The organism is Arcanobacterium canis (genome assembly GCF_029625435.1).
Lineage (GTDB): Bacteria > Actinomycetota > Actinomycetes > Actinomycetales > Actinomycetaceae > Arcanobacterium > Arcanobacterium canis.
Genome location: NZ_CP121208.1, coordinates 1,159,910 through 1,176,565, shown reverse-complemented (window position 1 = coordinate 1,176,565; position 16,656 = coordinate 1,159,910). Strand labels below are relative to the sequence as shown.

The following is a 16,656-nucleotide window of genomic DNA, read 5'->3' as shown; positions in this document are numbered from 1 at the left end:
GAGAAGGAGTATCTGTGGCCCCTCGTAAGGACACAAAAGAAAAAGGCACACCGCCGCCAGATACCCGTGAACATCATGATGGCCTTGCGATCTTCTTGATCGCTGTAGCGATCGTCGTTGCATTGCGGGAATGGTTTGGGCTTTCGGGGCTTCTTGGGAGCGTCATCCACCATGTGATAGCGGGCCCTGTGGGCGTACTGAGCGTCTTCGCACCCTTTTTAATCTTCGTCACTGCAGTTCGCCTACTCAAACGCAGTGAGCCTGGAAACCACCGAAACTTCGTTGTCGGCCTAACCATCTTTGTCGTGGCTTTGACGGGTATCGTCCATATCTATTTTGCATTGCCGGATCCAACAAAGAGTTTTGCGGCGGTTGAAGGGGCCGGCGGTATCATCGGCTGGATGTCAGGCTCAGGGCTTTCCGCACTTGTCTCAGTGTGGGGTGCTGTCCCTCTGTTGGTTCTTCTCGCGTTCTATGCAGTTCTGGTTGTTGCGAAAAAATCGGTTCGTGACGTGATCGATTGGGTTCTTGCGCGTCGTCAGGTACGTTTGGAAGCCGCCGACGCCGATGTTCAGCACACACCTTCAGTCCCGTTCGATCAGCCGCAGGAAGTCGATGAGCCGGCGCCATCTTCTCGTCTACGGCGAAAGAAGCCACAGTTTCCGGCAGAGCCTGAACCGACAATTGAAGCTGCGCAATCGGATGATCTCACTCGTAAGCTGACTCGTCCGTTTGCGAAGAAAAAGGCATCCCCGTCTCAGTCGCAACCAGCGCCAACAAGCGCGAGCGCTGCGGCGTCGGAGCACAAGCCTGCGCCAACCCAGAAAGTTCCGGCTCGCAAACTTGAGCCACCGAAAAATTCTGAACCAATTCCGCCGCGTATCGAACAGCTCGAACTTGCTTCGAACGTCACGTACACCCTTCCCAGTTTGGATGCGCTCAAGGCCGGCCCTCCGCACCTTGAGCGATCGGAAGCAAACGACCGCGTTGTTGAAGCACTCACCCGAGTGTTTTCAGAATTCAACATTGACGCTGAGGTTGTCGGTTTCTCTCGTGGACCGACGGTGACCCAATATGAGGTTGAACTCGGCCCGGGCGTGAAAGTAGACAAGATCGAATCGCTTTCGAAGAATATCGCCTACGCAGTGGCTTCTTCTGATGTGCGTATTCTGTCGCCGATTCCTGGTAAGAGTGCGATCGGCATCGAGATCCCGAATGCAGATCGTGAGACGGTTCTTTTGGGCGATGTTTTGCGATCGCAAGTGGCACGCAAACAGACACATCCGCTCGTTGTTGGCGTGGGAAAGAACGTCGGTGGTCAGTACGTCGTGGCTAACTTAGCCAAGATGCCCCATCTTCTTGTCGCTGGTGCAACCGGTGCAGGAAAATCGAGCTTCATTAACTCGATGATCACCTCGATCATGATGCGCGCGACTCCCGAGCAAGTGCGCATGATTCTCGTGGATCCGAAGCGAGTTGAACTGACTATTTACGCTGGAATTCCACACCTCATCACGCCGATTATCACGAACCCCAAGAAGGCTGCAGAAGCGCTCGAATGGGTTGTCAAAGAAATGGATCAACGTTATGACGATCTTGCGGCGTACGGCTATAAGCATATTGATGACTTCAATAAAGCGGTGCGTTCTGGCCAGGTCGTTGCCCATGAGGGATCCCAACGCGTGCTGGCACCCTATCCGTATCTCCTTGTCGTGGTTGACGAATTAGCTGATTTGATGATGGTTGCTCCACGTGATGTTGAAGCGTCGATCCAACGCATTACACAGTTGGCGCGCGCTGCAGGAATTCACCTTGTGCTTGCAACCCAGCGTCCGTCGGTCGATGTCGTCACTGGCTTGATCAAAGCAAACGTGCCGTCCCGTCTCGCTTTCTCGACGTCGTCGGCAACCGATTCTCGTACCATCCTCGATTCGGTGGGTGCTGAGAAACTGATTGGTATGGGCGATGCTCTCTTTGCTCCAGCCGGATCGATGAAACCGATGCGAGTTCAGGGGGCTTGGGTGGACGAAGACGAAATTTCGGCCACTGTCAAACACGTCAAGGCGCAGATGCAAGCGGTCTATCGTGAAGATGTGATCCCCAAGGCGGAGAAGAAGCGCGTCGATGAGGAAATCGGCGATGATTTGGAGATCCTGCTCCAGGCTGCCGAACTTGTAGTCAATACTCAGTTTGGCTCGACATCGATGCTTCAACGAAAGCTTCGCATCGGTTTCGCGAAGGCTGGCCGCATGATGGACTTACTCGAGTCACGCGAGATTGTTGGCCCCTCGGAGGGATCGAAGGCTCGTGAAGTTTTGGTCACTCCTGAACAGCTGGGCGATGTGCTGGCCATGATCAAGGGGGAGGACGTCGATCTCCATCGCGATGATCACGCCGAGGAGATCGCGAATATCGATGATCTTGGAGATGGAGTTGTCTCCCGGCAAGCCTCACAGGTTGACGCCTACGACGAATCCGTTGTGGCACGTGAGGAGGATGAATCCCAGCCCACAGAGCAGATCGCACGTACCGTGGTGATGGATGTTGATCATCGTTATGCCGACGATCCGATTGAAGCGCAAGCTCGTGCTGCGCAGGCAAATGCGACGACGAACTACTACGACGAAGACGACGGCACCGGCGAAGGCGGCGAGGACGCCTGGCAGCTCACTGGTCGATGATGAAATGGCTCCAGCTCGAAAGCTGGGGCCATTTCACATCACAGGGCAAGAGTGGCGGTCTGTTTTTGTTGATCGCGCACTATTTCATTCGTGTGAGCGTGGGATTGCCGACGGCGGGGGTGGGCGGAACGCGTCGTTCTTTTCCTGACCCTTTCATCACCGGGAAGGTGGCGTCAGATCGGGCAGCAAGCTCGCGTCGCGTCAGTGTGCTTGTCTTCTTTCCTTCAATGAGATCCGAGAGGACATACAAATGCTCTCCGTTACCTCGGTCGTGGGTCACAGCTGTCCATTCGAGATTCGTGACATGTGCTCGCCCTTTCGGAGGAACACTGACCGTGGCGGTAGTCAATAAGCCTGTTGTTACGCGGTGTCCATGCGATTCAACTGTCTGGCCCGAAATCTGGTTGCCTTGTGACCACACCACCCACATTCCCTTGCCATCGACGCCTCCATCGAGCTTGGTCACAGGCTGGGGAACGTGAGAGTGATTTCCGAAGACAAGATCGATTTCGCCCGAATCAGCTAATACCTTGGCGATATTCTTCTGCTCGTCGATGGGCTGTGAGACGTATTCAGTACCCCAATGCATCGAGACGACGACGAGGTCAGCACCGAGTTCTCGGGCGCGCTTCGCGTCCTCGATGATTGTGTTCACGGGCTGTCCGAATTGTCCGACGACGTTCCATGAATACGGGTGTTTTTGGGGATCGGGATACCGTTCGTCAACGTCGTCGCACTGAGGTGGGCGATTTTCACATCACGTGAACCGCTACGGTAGTTGTAAAACTGAATTTCCTTCGCTTGGTCAGCGCTTTTCGCTGTCCCAGCAAAGCCCAATCCCGCTTGTGTCAGAGCATCAATAGTTGATTCAACTGCGCCAAAACCCCGGTCCATTGAATGGTTTGTCGCAAGCGCACAACCGTCATAACCAATTTTCTTGAGCGATCGTGCCAAATCCCACGGTGCTCCGAACTGTGGGTAATTTGAGGGTCGTTCATTTTTCCGCACGATTGGAATTTCTAACGCGCAGATCGCGAGATCTGCACCCTTGATCCACTGCGAAATGGGTGTGTAATAGGGGGAGTAGTCATAGCCGCCATGAACTCGAGCAGCTTCATTGACCGACAAATGAAGCAAAATATCTCCGCCGTTCACGATCGTCATCGTCGAGGCTCCAGCCTGCGGATCTGCTGTCGAGGACGCCGGGCTCGCCGACGTCGTTGGGGTAACCGATGTCGTGAGGGGAGCGGCTGTCCTCTGGTGGGCCGACGTCGCCGTCGTCGGAGAGACAGAAGTGCTCGGTGTTGAACATGCAGCCACGCAACTGAGCGTAGCGATGGCGACAAGATTTTTTATCGGGCAGTGTTTCATCACTCACGATCATAGTGAGGTTGCCACCATATTGGGAGAATTTTCGCCTACTCTTGACGTGTGGCAAAAGAAAATGACGTTCCGGTAGTCAATATTGCAAATGCGCTGACAGTGATGCGCCTGATCCTCGTACCTGTTTTTGTCTGGGTGGTGTGGACGCTGGGGATTCCCCACTGGTGTGCGTGGGGTGTTTTTGCGCTCGCAGCTGCCACTGACAAACTTGATGGGCACCTAGCTCGTTCCTACAATCTCATCACGAATTTTGGCAAGCTGGCTGACTCAATTGCAGACAAAGCGCTGATTATTACAGCGTTGATTTTGCTCTCTTCCCACGGATGGTTGTGGTGGTGGGTGACCGTCGTTTTTATTGTTCGTGAGCTTGGAATCACCCTCATGCGTATGGCTGTGGTGAAGAAGACAGTTATGGCTTCAGGGCAAGGCGGGAAGATGAAGATGGCGGCCCAGTCCTTTGGCATTGCTGGTCTGCTTATCCCGTGGGGAAGTTTCCTTCCTGATCTCCTGACGACGGTGATGGTGTGGGCGTCCTACGCTCTGATCGGCGTGGCACTTGTGTTTGCGCTGACAAGTGCATGGGAATACATCTGCAAGGCGCGTGCCTTGTGACTCTCGTTGAGCTTGAGGAATTGCTAGGGTTTTCCCTTGCTCATCGCTTCACGCTCGCCGATGAATTTGTTTCGCTACTCCGCTCCGTCCCGACGTCGGTGGCAGTGGCTGAATCTTTGACCGGGGGCGCCCTTGCATCGGCGATTGTGGACGTTGCGGGAGCATCAGCTGTTTTTCGTGGGGGAGCTGTCACCTATGCGACGGATTCCAAAGCTAGTGTTCTTGGTGTCAGTGAGGAGCGCCTTGCGTTGACGGGGCCAGTCGATGGCGTGGTTGCCGAACAGATGGCCCACGGTGTGGCACATTTGTTTTCAGCTGAATTTGCCCTCTCGACGACGGGGGGGGCTGGTCCTGGGCCAAATGATGGATTTCCTGCGGGAACAGTGTGGATTGGGACTTTTGGCCGAACTGATTTCATTTTCAACTTGTCGAGCCGTTTGGCTAACGGTAAAATTTCAGTAAAGAACGAATCAGGTTCGGGTATGGAAGCCGTCTCAGCGTTGCAGATTCGGCTCACTGGCTCTCGGTCTGATATTCGTGACGGAGCGGTCCGATGCGCTCTGGGGTTAGGGATAGCATCCATTCGGCATAGTAAAGTCAGCTAGCCGTGGAATATTTTCTCCAGAAGTTGCGTTGGGTTACTCAGATCAAATATTGAGAAAGAAATGAGGATCTAATGAACATGACGAAGGCTCAGGTCCGTGAGAATATCCTTTTCCGTCAGGAATTGGGAGATGTTCTTCGTGAGTACCGTCAGCGTCAGGGGCGAACCCTGCGTGATGTGTCCTCGGAAGCTCGCGTTTCCCTTGGTTACCTTTCCGAGGTTGAGCGTGGGCAAAAGGAAGCTTCTTCCGAGCTGCTAGCATCCATTGCGACGGCACTGAATGTGCCTCTTAGCCACGTGCTTCGCTTGGTTGCTGACCGTATTGATGTCGCTGAAGGGCGTCCAACTCCTGCTATGAAGCGCCGCATGGCGGCTCAAATTCCAGATGCACTTCCTCCCGAGATGGTCAAGGCTGAGCTGGCGAAGATTCGAGCATGAGGTATGCTGAATTTTGGGCGCTCTTAGATCGGGTATTCCCCGGCGGGCGGGGGCGTTCGATAGCTGAAGACCTTGCACTTGTGGAATACGGTATGATCAGCCCGCGCAGGGCTATCGAGGCTGGTTACGATCCGCAAAAGGTCTGGGAGTCAGTGTGTGACAACATGGATCTACCGCAAAGTTATTACTACTTGCATCGCGTGGATCCAAAGAGTCATCGCGCATAACAAAATCTTGTGAATACTCGTCAGTAGGCGGCCAGGAGGTCTGGTCGCCTACTTTCTTTGGGCGTGTCGATCGTTTTCGAACACTTGTTCGGCTAGAGTTTTCCACGTGCCAATGTGAGCGCTGTTCTTCCACAAGAAAAAGTGATCGCAGATTTTTGTCATAGGTCGGGCATAGTGTGGCACCAGAACGGTCGTAGAGGCCGTGATGAGTAAAGACCTGTTCTGAAAACCGGCGCAAGCCAGAAATGAGGTTCCACATGGCTGGAAAAAAAGATGATCGCGCGAAAGCACTTGAATTGGCTCTTGGCCAAATTGACCGTCAATTCGGCAAGGGATCAGCGATGCGTTTGGGGGATCAGCCCCCGCGTCAAGTCGAAGTTATCCCCACTGGATCACTCGCACTCGATATTGCGCTCGGTATCGGAGGTCTGCCGCGCGGACGTGTTGTTGAAATCTATGGCCCAGAATCTTCGGGAAAAACGACCGTTGCGCTTCACGCGGTAGCCAACGCACAGAAGAATGGCGGTATCGCTGCCTTCATCGACGCTGAGCACGCTCTTGATCCTGAGTACGCAAAGAAACTTGGAGTCGATACAGATGCTCTGATTGTTTCTCAGCCCGATACTGGTGAGCAGGCACTTGAAATTGCTGATATGCTCATTCGCTCCGGAGCCCTGGACATCATTGTGGTTGATTCGGTTGCTGCTCTTGTTCCAAAGGCTGAAATTGAAGGTGACATGGGCGACTCTCACGTTGGTTTGCAGGCGCGATTAATGTCTCAGGCATTGCGCAAACTCACCGGAGCTCTTTCGGCATCAGGGACAACAGCAATCTTCATCAATCAGTTGCGTGAAAAGATCGGTGTATTCTTCGGAAATCCGGAAACAACCACTGGCGGAAAAGCGCTGAAGTTCTACTCATCCGTCCGCCTTGATGTGCGACGTATTGAAACTCTGAAAGAGGGGACAATCCCTGTGGGGAATCGCACCCGAGTCAAGATCGTGAAGAACAAGATGGCTCCGCCTTTTAAGCAAGCTGAGTTCGACATTCTGTACGGAGTCGGAATTTCACGCGAAGGTTCAATCATTGACATGGCGGTTGAAGAAGGTATCGTGCGTAAATCAGGTTCGTGGTTCACTTATGACGGCGATCAGCTTGGCCAGGGCAAGGAGAAAGCTCGCAATTTCCTCAAAGATAATCCCCAGATTGCTGAAGAAATTGAGAATAAAGTCAAAGCGAAACTCGGTTTGGGTGAACCAGGGGAAGAAACCGAAGAGTCAAAGATCGATACGGAAACAGACATCGATTTCGAGTTGGATGATGTGGAGTAATGGTTAATTACTCCGAAGATGCGGATGTCCGGCCGCGGAAGCGCTCAAATCCTCGCGAAATTGAGCAAAGGAAGCAAGCGCGGGCTGCTGCGAGATCCGCATCTGAGTGGCGTTCATTTGCACGTGACATCGTCTATCGGCGTTTGGCCGTTCAAGATCGTTCAAGTGCTGAACTTCGTATGGCGATGGAACGAGAACTTGTTCCCCAAGAATTTATTGATGAGACGCTAAAGAAATTTAGTGATGCCGATCTTGTCAATGATGAACGTTTTGCTCAGAGCTACGTGCGTTCGCGTTTCGAATCGAAATCAACATCTCGGCGATCTCTGACGCATGACCTTCGTCAAAAAGGAATCATTGGTGAACTTGCAGATCAGGCGCTTTCACAGATTTCCGATTCTGATGAGCAAGCGAGTGCGAATGCATTTGCCATTCGTCGGATACGTTCGATGACAAGCCTTGACGCTCACGTGATTCGCCGTCGACTTTTCGGGGCACTCGCCCGGCGTGGTTTTTCTCCAACACAGGCATTGTGCGCAATTGACTCTGCATTTGATGCGGTGGAGAGTGACCCAGATGACCATAGGTAGAAGCGACATGAACCCTGTTTTAGAATGGCTGAGATGAACGCAACACCAACGACTTATGCTGTACGCACCTTGGGGTGCCAAATGAACGTCCACGATTCCGAGCGACTTGCAGGTCTGCTTGATTCTGCTGGCTATGTGCCAGTTGAATTAGTTCCCCAGAAAGCTGCACGTGCCACCGAGGCGGGCGACGAAGGTGCGGATGTTCTGGTGATTAACACGTGCTCGGTACGTGAGAATGCCGCGAATAAACTTTTCGGTAATTTGGGGCAGCTCGCAGCTGTGAAGAAAGAGCGTCCAGGGATGCAGATCGCCGTCGGTGGATGCCTCGCACAACAGATGCGTGAGGGCATTGTCGAGAAAGCTCCCTGGGTTGATGTTGTGCTCGGTACCCACAATCTCGACGTGTTGCCGGCCCTCTTGGAACGAGCTCGTCACAACAAAAAAGCGGCGGTGGAAATCGAAGAATCACTGAAGGTTTTTCCCTCCACTTTGCCGACTCATCGTGAGAGTGCTTTCGCTGGATGGGTGTCGATTTCTGTTGGTTGTAATAACACTTGCACGTTCTGCATCGTTCCTCACCTTCGCGGCAAAGAACGAGATCGACGTCCTGGCGAAATTTTGGCGGAAGTCGAAGCCCTGGTAGCGCAGGGTGCTATTGAGGTCACGTTACTCGGGCAGAATGTCAATTCTTATGGCTGGGGATTCGGTGACAAAGGCGCGTTTGCAAAACTCTTGCGTTCATGCGGGGAAGTTGAGGGCCTGGAGCGCGTTCGTTTCACCTCACCTCACCCTGCTGCGTTCACTGATGATGTCATCGATGCAATGGCACAGACATCAAATGTCATGCCTTCGCTCCATATGCCGTTGCAGTCCGGATCAGATCGCATTTTGCGTTTGATGCGCCGTTCGTACCGATCAAAGAAGTTCCTTGGAATCCTTGATCGCGTTCGCGAACAAATTCCGCACGCTGCAATTACGACAGACATCATTGTCGGTTTCCCCGGAGAGACCGAGGAGGATTTCCAAGCGACACTGGACGTTGTCGAAGCCTCACGTTTTTCCTCGGCATTCACGTTCCTCTATTCACCGCGTCCAGGCACACCAGCGGCCGATATGGACGACCAAGTTCCACCTGATGTTGCCAACGAACGTTATCAACGTCTGATTGCTTTGCAACAGCGTATTTCGACCGAGGAAAACGCCAAGCTCGTCGGAACTACTGTCGAAGTACTCGTTTCGGCAGGCGAAGGACGAAAGGACGCAGAAACCGACCGTATTACAGGTCGTGCTGCCGATAATCGCCTTGTGCATGTTGCAGTCCCTGCAAGCGCATCACGTCCTCGTCCAGGAGACATGGTCCGCGCCACGGTGACACATGGTGCTCCGCATCATCTGATTGCAGACTCTGGTATTCACGGAGGGCTATTCGACGTTCGTCAAACTCGCGCGGGAGATGCTTGGGAAAAGCAGCAAGTAACGAAAGCACGCCTCGAAGCTGAAGCTGCCGGGACTGCGCCGGTTGGACTCGGAATTCCTACGATTCGTCCGCGCTGATGGAAGAACTCGCCTTCCCGGTCGTCGGCATTGTTGGTGAAACTGCCTCAGGAAAGACAGCGTTTTCAATTGCGCTGGCGAAGGCCCTCGGTGGCCCAGACCATGCAGAAATCATTTCTGCCGATGCGATGCAACTGTATCGAGGCATGGATATTGGGACAGCGAAAGCAACGTCCGACGAACGCGGTGGCATCTTCCACCGGCAAATTGATGTTCTCGACGTTGCAGATGAAGCCTCAGTGGCGGCTTACCAACGCGAGAGCCGTGCCGATATCCGCGATATCACGTCGAAGGGGAAAGTCGCTCTTGTGGTTGGAGGGTCTGGGCTCTACATCAGCGCGGCGCTGGATGAGCTAGATTTTCCAGGGACCGACCCGTCCTTACGGCGTGCGCTTGAACAGCGTGTTGCGAACGAAGGGCTTGGTTCACTCATTGATGAATTGACACAAAAAGATCCAGTTTCTGCGCGCACGATCGATATTCATAACCCGAGGCGAGTGATCCGTGCGCTCGAAGTCGTTTGTCTCACCGGACGTTCCTATACTCCCGTTTTCCCACCGCATACCTCACACTTCACTCCCACGCTCATGCTCGGAGTTCGGCGTGAACGTGACGTGCTCAATGAGGCCATTTCCCAGCGCGCGGCCGCCATGTTCGAACACGGACTCTTAGAAGAGACGGCTGCGCTTCTTGAGCATGGCCTGGCTTACTCAGCAACAGCGAAGAAAGCGACTGGCTATGCTCAGGCGATCGACGTCCTTGAGGGGAGGCTCAGCGTGCAAGATGCCATCGAGTCTGTCGCTCAGGCCACCCGGAGGCTCGCTAAAAAACAACGTACCTGGTTCAAGCGTGACCAACGAATCACGTGGATCGATGTCACGAGCACTGATGGAAACTCCGTTAAGGAGTGTATTGAGTACCACGCTCGCGTGCAGGCACAGATCATTCGTGCGCTTTAAGCGCGCGCCTTAGTCACTTCGAGCAAGCGGAATCCCTTCGATGACGCATACTTTGAACTGGCAAACCCTACCGAGTTTAACCATGCCGACAGCGAATCTGCGCCGAGGTTCTTTTGTACCACCAGGTATGCCACGCCGTCGTCACTGAGCAAACTGAGCCAGTCGGTGAGCAGAGTGTGCAGCGCTTCTTTGCCGATCCGAATCGGAGGATTAGACCACAGCAAATCAATTGGGGTTGCATTGGACTGAAATTTTTCCAATATCGAAGATGCTTGCCCGATTGTGACATTTTTATATTCGGCTGTATTGGCTGCGGCTAACTCGAGGCTGCGTTTGTTGACATCAACGCCCCACACTTGAGCTTCAGGGTGTTCATGTGCAAGAGCAATCGTGATCGGCCCCCAACCGCACCCCACATCGACAGCGACGCGAGCTGAGCCTGTGAGTGGCACCTTCTCGAGTAACACCGCTGTTCCCTTATCAAGGCGATGCGATGAGAAGACACCCGACGACGATTGAACTGTGACCTCGCGCCCACGAATTTTTTCAGTGAGTGTGACGGACTGCTCCTTCGCGGACGGAGAATGTGTGAAGTAGTGATCGCTCATGCCCTAAGAGTAAACGCACCTGGAGTATGAATGCGAGATGGCAAGCAGACCATCGGTGAGAGACAATAGAACCCGATGGCAAAGGAGACGGATATTAAAAACACACACGAGCATTTCGACGTCCATTCGCACGAGGGAACCGCTCTTCAAGACGATCCCGCATACACCGGAAAATGGGCGGGCGATCAACTTGAGCGCGAAGCACGATCTTCGCTCAAACGTGTTGAGAACCTCTCGACAGAGCTTGAGGATGTCACAGAAGTCGAATACCGAAAGCTTCGTCTCGAACGTGTTGTCCTCGTCGGCGTCGTCACGGATGGATCCATGGAAGCGGGGGAGGACTCGCTGCGAGAACTCGCTGCGCTTGCCCAGACGGCGGGTTCAACGGTACTCGACGGCGTGCTCCAGCGCCGTGCGCTTCCAGATGCGGCAACCTACCTGGGTTCAGGAAAAGCACAAGAACTTGCGCAACTTGTTGCTGCAGTGGGAGCGGATACCGTAATCGCGGACTCGGAATTAGCTCCGTCTCAGCGCCGTGCGCTCGAAGACATTATTAAAGTCAAAGTGATTGACCGCACCGCTTTGATTCTCGATATTTTTGCTCAACATGCCAAGTCCCGTGAGGGAAAGGCTCAAGTTGAGCTTGCCCAACTTGAATATCTGCTGCCCAGGCTACGCGGATGGGGAGATTCGATGTCAAGGCAGGCCGGTGGCCGCGTTGCTGGAGGCGCTGGAATTGGCTCGCGCGGACCTGGTGAAACCAAAATCGAACTTGACCGACGTCATATTCGCTCGCGTATGGCATTGCTACGCAAGGCAATCCGAGAGATGAAAACCTCCAGAGAGGTACGCAAAAGCCAGCGCCGTGCTCGCAAGGCGCCTTCCGTCGTCGTCGTGGGATATACAAATGCGGGTAAATCGTCCCTTCTGAATATGCTCACTGGTGCAGATGTCCTCGTCGAAAACGCCCTCTTTGCTACCCTTGATCCGACAGTTCGCCAGACTCACACCGACGACGGCCGTGAGTTCACGATTACGGACACCGTCGGATTCGTTCGAAATCTGCCGACACAACTTGTTGAGGCCTTCCGTTCGACATTGGAAGAGGCAGGAGAAGCAGATTTGTTGGTTCATGTGGTAGACGCCTCACACCACGATCCACTTGGACAGATTGATTCGGTTCACACTGTCCTCGCTGATGTTCCAGGAACCGAATCGATTCCTGAGCTCATCGTTTTTTCGAAGACAGATATTGCTGACCCGCTTGATGTCGCAGCATTAGTGTCACGGTTCCCCGCGGCTGTGCCGGTTTCGGCCCTCAGTGGAGAGGGCATGGATGACCTGCGCGAGGCAATCGCGCAGTTGCTTCCGCGCCCAGGAATTACCATCGACGTCGTCATTCCATTTTCCCAGGGTGCGCTTGTGTCGAAAATCCACGAGTTTGGGGAAATTGACTCAGAGTCATACGAAGAAGGCGGCACGCGAATCCGTGGCAGGGTAACACCACAAATTGCCGGAGCACTCGCTGAATTAGGGCTGATCGATACACGTGAGTGACAATCTCGATCTTGAGGAATCGGTGCGCGCGCTCCACGTCGTCATCGATTCAATGAATGGAACTACCCGTGAAGGGCAGGAAACGATGGCGCACGCCGTCTATGAAACGCTCATTGACGGTGCGCATCTCCTGGTTCAAGCGGGAACTGGAACAGGAAAATCCTTTGGGTACCTCGTTCCTGCACTGCTATGGAATGCGAAAACCTCTCAACGTGTCATTATTTCAACGGCCACACTTGCTCTCCAACGCCAGATTATGACCTCAGACGCACCACGAGTCGCTGCGGCGATTGGTGAGATAACTGGCACCCAGCCTCGCGTTGCCCTGTTGAAAGGGTGGAATAACTACATTTGCCTGCGAAAAGCGAACGGAGGTTATCCCGAAGATGGTACGTTGCTTTCGCGTGCCGAGGCAGAGGTGGGCGCTACTGCAACGGGCGAAGAAGTGGTTCGCGCCCGCGATTGGGCGATGGTGACTGACACAGGTGATCGCGATGATCTTGTGCCGGGAGTCAGTGACCGTGCCTGGGCGCAGGTCTCGATTCCCAAGGCCGAGTGTATTGGTGAGAAGTGTCCGCTGCGTGCCTCATGTTTTCCTGTGCTTGCCCGTGCTCAGGCCGACGAGGCAGACATTGTGGTGACGAACCATGCGATGCTCGGTGTGGCGGCAACAAAAACTCCTGTTCTGCCCGAAGCAGATGCGTACATCATTGACGAAGCGCATGATTTAGTCGATCGGGTGACAAATCAACTCACCCGTTCGCTGTCCAAAGGTGACATCACCGGCGTCGTGAGAATGTTGCGAACAGCGAAAATCCTACCGGGGCCGCTTGAGGATACTGCCGAGGACCTTGCCGAGGTACTTGCTTCTCTCGGCGAGGAACGCCTGACCTCGATTCCGGCTCCTTTAATCGACGTCGTGACTCGACTGTTGGGGCAGGTGCAGGACGTCGGAGAAGAAGTCAGCACCCTATCGACGTCGAACGAAGATCTTGCGACGTCAAAGCAGATTTTGCGCTCGCGACTGGGAGAAATTGCGCACGTGTGTGAAGGGATTCTCTCAGGTGAGGTTGACGATGAAACTCTTGTTGCTTGGGTAAGCCAAATTCCAGACGGCCCGTCGTTTTTGAATTTGGCGCCGCTGGACGTCGCAGCACCGATTGCTGACGAATTGTTTGAGGGGAAGCCAGTAGTGCTCACGTCGGCGACCCTCAAAATTGGTGGGAAGTTTGATGCGATCGCATCGAAGGTGGGGTTTGCCTTCCCCTCACAAGGGCCGTGGGAGGGAATCGACGTGGGAAGTCCTTTCGATCCGCAACGCCAAGGCGTGTTGTATATCGCGCAGAATCTTGCCGAGCCTGGGAAAGATGGCTACGGCCAAGAACATCTTGATGAGATCGTTGAATTAGTACGATCATCGCGAGGAGGTGCGCTGGCGCTCTTCACTTCGCGTGCCGCAAGCGATAGAGCGGTTGAATATGTGCGCGAGCGTGTCGATCTGCCGTTCTTTGCTCAGGGGGAGGATCAGTTATCGACGCTGGTGGAGAAATTCGCTGCAGATCCTCATGCGTCTCTTTTTGGCACGTTGTCGTTGTGGCAGGGAGTTGATGTCCCCGGGTTGACGAACCGACTTGTGATTATCGACCGGATTCCGTTTCCGCGTCCGAACGATCCCTTGATGCAGGCGCGTAAAGCGCATGTTGATGCTCATCAAGGCAATGGCTTTATGCAAGTGACTGCGGCTCATGCGGCTCTTCTTTTGGCACAGGGCGCGGGGCGTTTGCTCCGACGCGTTGATGACCGCGGAGTAGTTGTGATTCTGGATCCGCGATTGGTGCGCAAGCGCTATGGTTCTTACCTGATGGCTTCTATCCCAAGGATGTGGTATACGTCTGAACGGGACGTCGTCTGCGGAGTTTTAGGGAGACTTGCCGATCAGGTTGAGCCAGAAATCACGGTGTGATGTGTGCTCAAAGAATTTCAGGAGAAAAGCCGCTCCAGCGGCTGTTTTGCTTGTCATAAAGCTCGCAACACGGTGACAACTTTGCCGAGGACGACTGCGTTGTCGCCAGGGATGGGTGCATACTGCGAGTTGCGTGGAAGTAGCCACACGTGGCCGTTTGCTCGAGAGAGCGCTTTCACGGTGGATTCGCCGTCAATCATGGCTGCCACGATTTCGCCATTTTCAGCGGTCGGCTGGCGACGGATCACCACCCAGTCTCCATCACAAATTGCCGCGTCGATCATTGAATCGCCGTGGACTTCCAGCATAAAGAGTTCTCCATCGCCTGTAATTTGCCGGGGGAGTGGGAAGACATCTTCGACAACTTGATCTGACAAAATTGGGCCACCCGCGGCAATTCTCCCTACAAGGGGAACATTGACAGGGGCAGAGATGTCTTCGTCAAAATCGCTGATACGAACTGACTGCGAAATAGCTGGGGGAGATGTTTGCGTCAGCGGGCGGATTTCGCCAGTGGTTGTATCCAGGCGTGAGCCAAGATCCGTAATCTCAATTGTCCGAGAACGGCGAGGATCCTTATGAAGAACCCCGGCTGACTCGAGAACATCAAGGTGATATTTCACAGAGGAAGGCGATGTTAGGCCTGTCAAATCGCAGATTTCGCGCACTGTCGGTGAATAACCCTGATCATTCTGGTATTCGATAATGGCCTGGAAGATGGCAAGTTGGCGCTTTGAAAGTGAAGTGTTCATGTGCGCCCCTCCAAAAGTGATCGCAATTTTGTGTCATACCCCGGTGATTTCCTGATATCGACAGCATATCTCCTTAGCAAGAGGTGTTCAAACATTTGTTCGGATGTGATTCGAACAAATGTTTGCATTTTTGGATGTGTGGGGATAGGATTCAAACAGATGTTCGAGAGTGTGGGTTTGAGGAGGAAAAATGAGCGCACTCGCAATTGCGCCTGCTATGCGTGTTAAAGAGCGATCAGACACGCACAAGGAAGTCGGCCATCGTGGTGGCGACTATGTCCGCCCGGATCGCCCTGTCTGCGCTCGTGTTACCCCACTCCGTGCAGTCGATAGCGCGTTGAGTGCAGATGAGATTTTTGCCCCGCATCACATCGCTCCGGTGCGTATCGTTCGCGAATCGGGAATGTGGAAAGAGGTTCATCCATCGTCTCGCCAGGGTGGCCGCCGCCCTCGTCGCGTGGTTGCACACAAACAATTGCGTACGGTATCGCCGAGTTATCGGCGTGTTCTGGTTGATCGATCCGATGGGCGCTCAGCTCTTACTGGCTCACTTGAATCAACGTTGCATGTCTTGATAACGGTACTCATGGCCGGCGTCGCTCTCCTCGCTGGCATGGCTATTGTCAGCGTGTTAGGGCTGGGCGCAGCTAACGCAGACACTATGAGAGTTCAAGAAGGACAAAGTCTGACTTCCATCGCTTCTCTTGTGATGACTGATCGTCCAACAGCCGACGTTATCTCCGACATCCGCTCAATGAATGGGTTGGATTCGGATCAGATCCGGGTAGGCCAGGAGTTGCTTCTCCCGGCCTACTGAGAGGTAGTGGTCGCGCTTTTCGTGTCCAATTTCTTCGCCACTATCTTGGCCCGCGCTACACTGTCTGAACCCATGTGTGTGGCGCGGGCTTTATATTGCAAGTGGCGAATCTGTGTCAAAACATATATTTTGTTGGCATGAACTGCCCATTTTGTCGCTATGGCGATTCGAAAGTGATTGATACGCGTCCGTCGGATGATGGCTTGTCGATTCGTCGTCGGCGGGAGTGTCTCCATTGCCACCGCCGCTACACGACAACCGAAACTGCGGGCCTCATGGTCAAAAAACATTCTGGCACCACGGAGCTTTTTTCGCGTGAGAAAATCATCGCCGGTGTGGGTAAAGCGTGCAAAGGGCGGCCCGTCACAAGTGCCCAGCTTGCTGTCCTCGCGCAGGAAGTTGAGGATTTAGTTCGTTTGAATGGGTCTGCGCATATCACTACCGACGATATCGGCAAAGCAGTACTTGGCCCCCTTAAACATCTCGACAAGGTTGCTTACTTGAGGTTCGCATCCGTGTATCTCGATTTTTCGTCATTGGAGGATTTTGAGGAGGCAATTACCTCCCTTAAATGACAGTG

General features: G+C 53.8%; 15 protein-coding genes and 1 pseudogene. 13 read left to right on the top strand and 3 right to left on the bottom strand.

The genetic code is table 11. From position 1 onward, the window contains the following. Window positions 1–14: 14 nt before the first annotated feature. Window positions 15–2,681, top strand: a complete 2,667-nt coding sequence (locus P7079_RS05340) for an FtsK/SpoIIIE family DNA translocase (protein WP_278012257.1) — start codon at window positions 15–17, stop codon at window positions 2,679–2,681. A gap of 79 nt (window positions 2,682–2,760) precedes the next feature. Here the strand turns inward: P7079_RS05340 and P7079_RS05335 are convergent. Then, window positions 2,761–3,845 (bottom strand): annotated as a pseudogene (locus tag P7079_RS05335) (CapA family protein). Window positions 3,846–4,112: 267 nt separating this feature from the next. Between P7079_RS05335 and pgsA the strand changes: the two are divergent. The 8 genes from pgsA to miaA all read left to right on the top strand — a co-directional run bounded on the left by pgsA (window position 4,113) and on the right by miaA (window position 10,379). After that, window positions 4,113–4,676, top strand: coding sequence for a CDP-diacylglycerol--glycerol-3-phosphate 3-phosphatidyltransferase (pgsA, locus tag P7079_RS05330; RefSeq protein ID WP_278012256.1), 564 nt, complete (start codon window positions 4,113–4,115; stop codon window positions 4,674–4,676). A 98-nt stretch (window positions 4,677–4,774) separates the two neighbouring features. Beyond that, window positions 4,775–5,281 carry a CinA family protein gene (locus P7079_RS05325; RefSeq protein WP_278013612.1) on the top strand — a complete coding sequence of 169 codons (507 nt, stop codon included), beginning with the start codon at window positions 4,775–4,777 and terminating at the stop codon, window positions 5,279–5,281. A 71-nt stretch (window positions 5,282–5,352) separates the two neighbouring features. Beyond that, entirely contained in the window at window positions 5,353–5,718 is a 366-nt protein-coding gene (locus P7079_RS05320) for a helix-turn-helix domain-containing protein (protein WP_278012255.1), read from the top strand. Then, window positions 5,715–5,945 carry a DUF3046 domain-containing protein gene (locus P7079_RS05315; RefSeq protein WP_278012254.1) on the top strand — a complete coding sequence of 77 codons (231 nt, stop codon included), beginning with the start codon at window positions 5,715–5,717 and terminating at the stop codon, window positions 5,943–5,945. The genes P7079_RS05320 and P7079_RS05315 overlap by 4 nt, the downstream gene beginning before the upstream one ends. 257 nt (window positions 5,946–6,202) lie before the next feature. After that, window positions 6,203–7,276 (top strand): recombinase RecA, encoded by a 1,074-nt coding sequence (recA, locus tag P7079_RS05310; protein WP_278012253.1) that lies wholly within the window; start codon window positions 6,203–6,205, stop codon window positions 7,274–7,276. Next, a complete protein-coding gene (locus tag P7079_RS05305; RefSeq protein WP_278012252.1) occupies window positions 7,276–7,866 on the top strand; it encodes a regulatory protein RecX in 591 nt (196 codons plus the stop codon). Before recA ends, P7079_RS05305 begins: the two co-directional genes overlap by 1 nt. Before the next feature lie 24 nt (window positions 7,867–7,890). Further along, complete coding sequence (miaB, locus tag P7079_RS05300; protein ID WP_278012251.1) at window positions 7,891–9,420, top strand: tRNA (N6-isopentenyl adenosine(37)-C2)-methylthiotransferase MiaB; 1,530 nt, start codon at window positions 7,891–7,893, stop codon at window positions 9,418–9,420. Then, window positions 9,420–10,379: a tRNA (adenosine(37)-N6)-dimethylallyltransferase MiaA gene (gene miaA, locus P7079_RS05295; protein ID WP_278012250.1), complete on the top strand. Its 960-nt coding sequence runs from the start codon at window positions 9,420–9,422 to the stop codon at window positions 10,377–10,379. The genes miaB and miaA overlap by 1 nt, the downstream gene beginning before the upstream one ends. Here the strand turns inward: miaA and P7079_RS05290 are convergent. After that, complete coding sequence (locus tag P7079_RS05290; protein WP_278012249.1) at window positions 10,376–10,987, bottom strand: class I SAM-dependent methyltransferase; 612 nt, start codon at window positions 10,985–10,987, stop codon at window positions 10,376–10,378. The genes miaA and P7079_RS05290 overlap by 4 nt on opposite strands. 75 nt (window positions 10,988–11,062) lie before the next feature. On the opposite strand from P7079_RS05290, the gene hflX reads away from it, so the two are divergent. Beyond that, window positions 11,063–12,544, top strand: a complete 1,482-nt coding sequence (gene hflX, locus P7079_RS05285) for a GTPase HflX (RefSeq protein WP_278012248.1) — start codon at window positions 11,063–11,065, stop codon at window positions 12,542–12,544. Then, window positions 12,537–14,507, top strand: a complete 1,971-nt coding sequence (locus tag P7079_RS05280) for an ATP-dependent DNA helicase (protein ID WP_278012247.1) — start codon at window positions 12,537–12,539, stop codon at window positions 14,505–14,507. The genes hflX and P7079_RS05280 overlap by 8 nt, the downstream gene beginning before the upstream one ends. Before the next feature lie 53 nt (window positions 14,508–14,560). Here the strand turns inward: P7079_RS05280 and lexA are convergent, their stop codons facing one another. Next, a complete protein-coding gene (gene lexA, locus P7079_RS05275; RefSeq protein ID WP_278012246.1) occupies window positions 14,561–15,259 on the bottom strand; it encodes a transcriptional repressor LexA in 699 nt (232 codons plus the stop codon). A gap of 190 nt (window positions 15,260–15,449) precedes the next feature. On the opposite strand from lexA, the gene P7079_RS05270 reads away from it, so the two are divergent. Together P7079_RS05270 and nrdR are read left to right on the top strand one after the other, a co-directional pair. Next, window positions 15,450–16,076 carry a LysM peptidoglycan-binding domain-containing protein gene (locus P7079_RS05270; RefSeq protein WP_278012245.1) on the top strand — a complete coding sequence of 209 codons (627 nt, stop codon included), beginning with the start codon at window positions 15,450–15,452 and terminating at the stop codon, window positions 16,074–16,076. Window positions 16,077–16,213: 137 nt separating this feature from the next. Beyond that, window positions 16,214–16,651, top strand: a complete 438-nt coding sequence (gene nrdR / locus P7079_RS05265; RefSeq protein ID WP_278012244.1) for a transcriptional regulator NrdR — start codon at window positions 16,214–16,216, stop codon at window positions 16,649–16,651. The last annotated feature ends 5 nt before the right edge of the window (window positions 16,652–16,656 follow it).

Excerpts from the sequence above, each read along its gene's own strand:
- P7079_RS05320 (WP_278012255.1), top strand. The coding sequence starts at position 5,353 with ATGAACATGACGAAGGCTCAGGTCCGTGAGAATATCCTTTTCCGTCAG.
- P7079_RS05315 (WP_278012254.1), top strand. The coding sequence starts at position 5,715 with ATGAGGTATGCTGAATTTTGGGCGCTCTTAGATCGGGTATTCCCCGGC.
- recA (WP_278012253.1), top strand. The coding sequence starts at position 6,203 with ATGGCTGGAAAAAAAGATGATCGCGCGAAAGCACTTGAATTGGCTCTT.
- P7079_RS05305 (WP_278012252.1), top strand. The coding sequence starts at position 7,276 with ATGGTTAATTACTCCGAAGATGCGGATGTCCGGCCGCGGAAGCGCTCA.
- miaB (WP_278012251.1), top strand. The coding sequence starts at position 7,891 with ATGGCTGAGATGAACGCAACACCAACGACTTATGCTGTACGCACCTTG.
- miaA (WP_278012250.1), top strand. The coding sequence starts at position 9,420 with ATGGAAGAACTCGCCTTCCCGGTCGTCGGCATTGTTGGTGAAACTGCC.
- P7079_RS05290 (WP_278012249.1), bottom strand. The coding sequence starts at position 10,987 with ATGAGCGATCACTACTTCACACATTCTCCGTCCGCGAAGGAGCAGTCC.
- hflX (WP_278012248.1), top strand. The coding sequence starts at position 11,063 with ATGGCAAAGGAGACGGATATTAAAAACACACACGAGCATTTCGACGTC.
- lexA (WP_278012246.1), bottom strand. The coding sequence starts at position 15,259 with ATGAACACTTCACTTTCAAAGCGCCAACTTGCCATCTTCCAGGCCATT.
- P7079_RS05270 (WP_278012245.1), top strand. The coding sequence starts at position 15,450 with ATGAGCGCACTCGCAATTGCGCCTGCTATGCGTGTTAAAGAGCGATCA.
- nrdR (WP_278012244.1), top strand. The coding sequence starts at position 16,214 with ATGAACTGCCCATTTTGTCGCTATGGCGATTCGAAAGTGATTGATACG.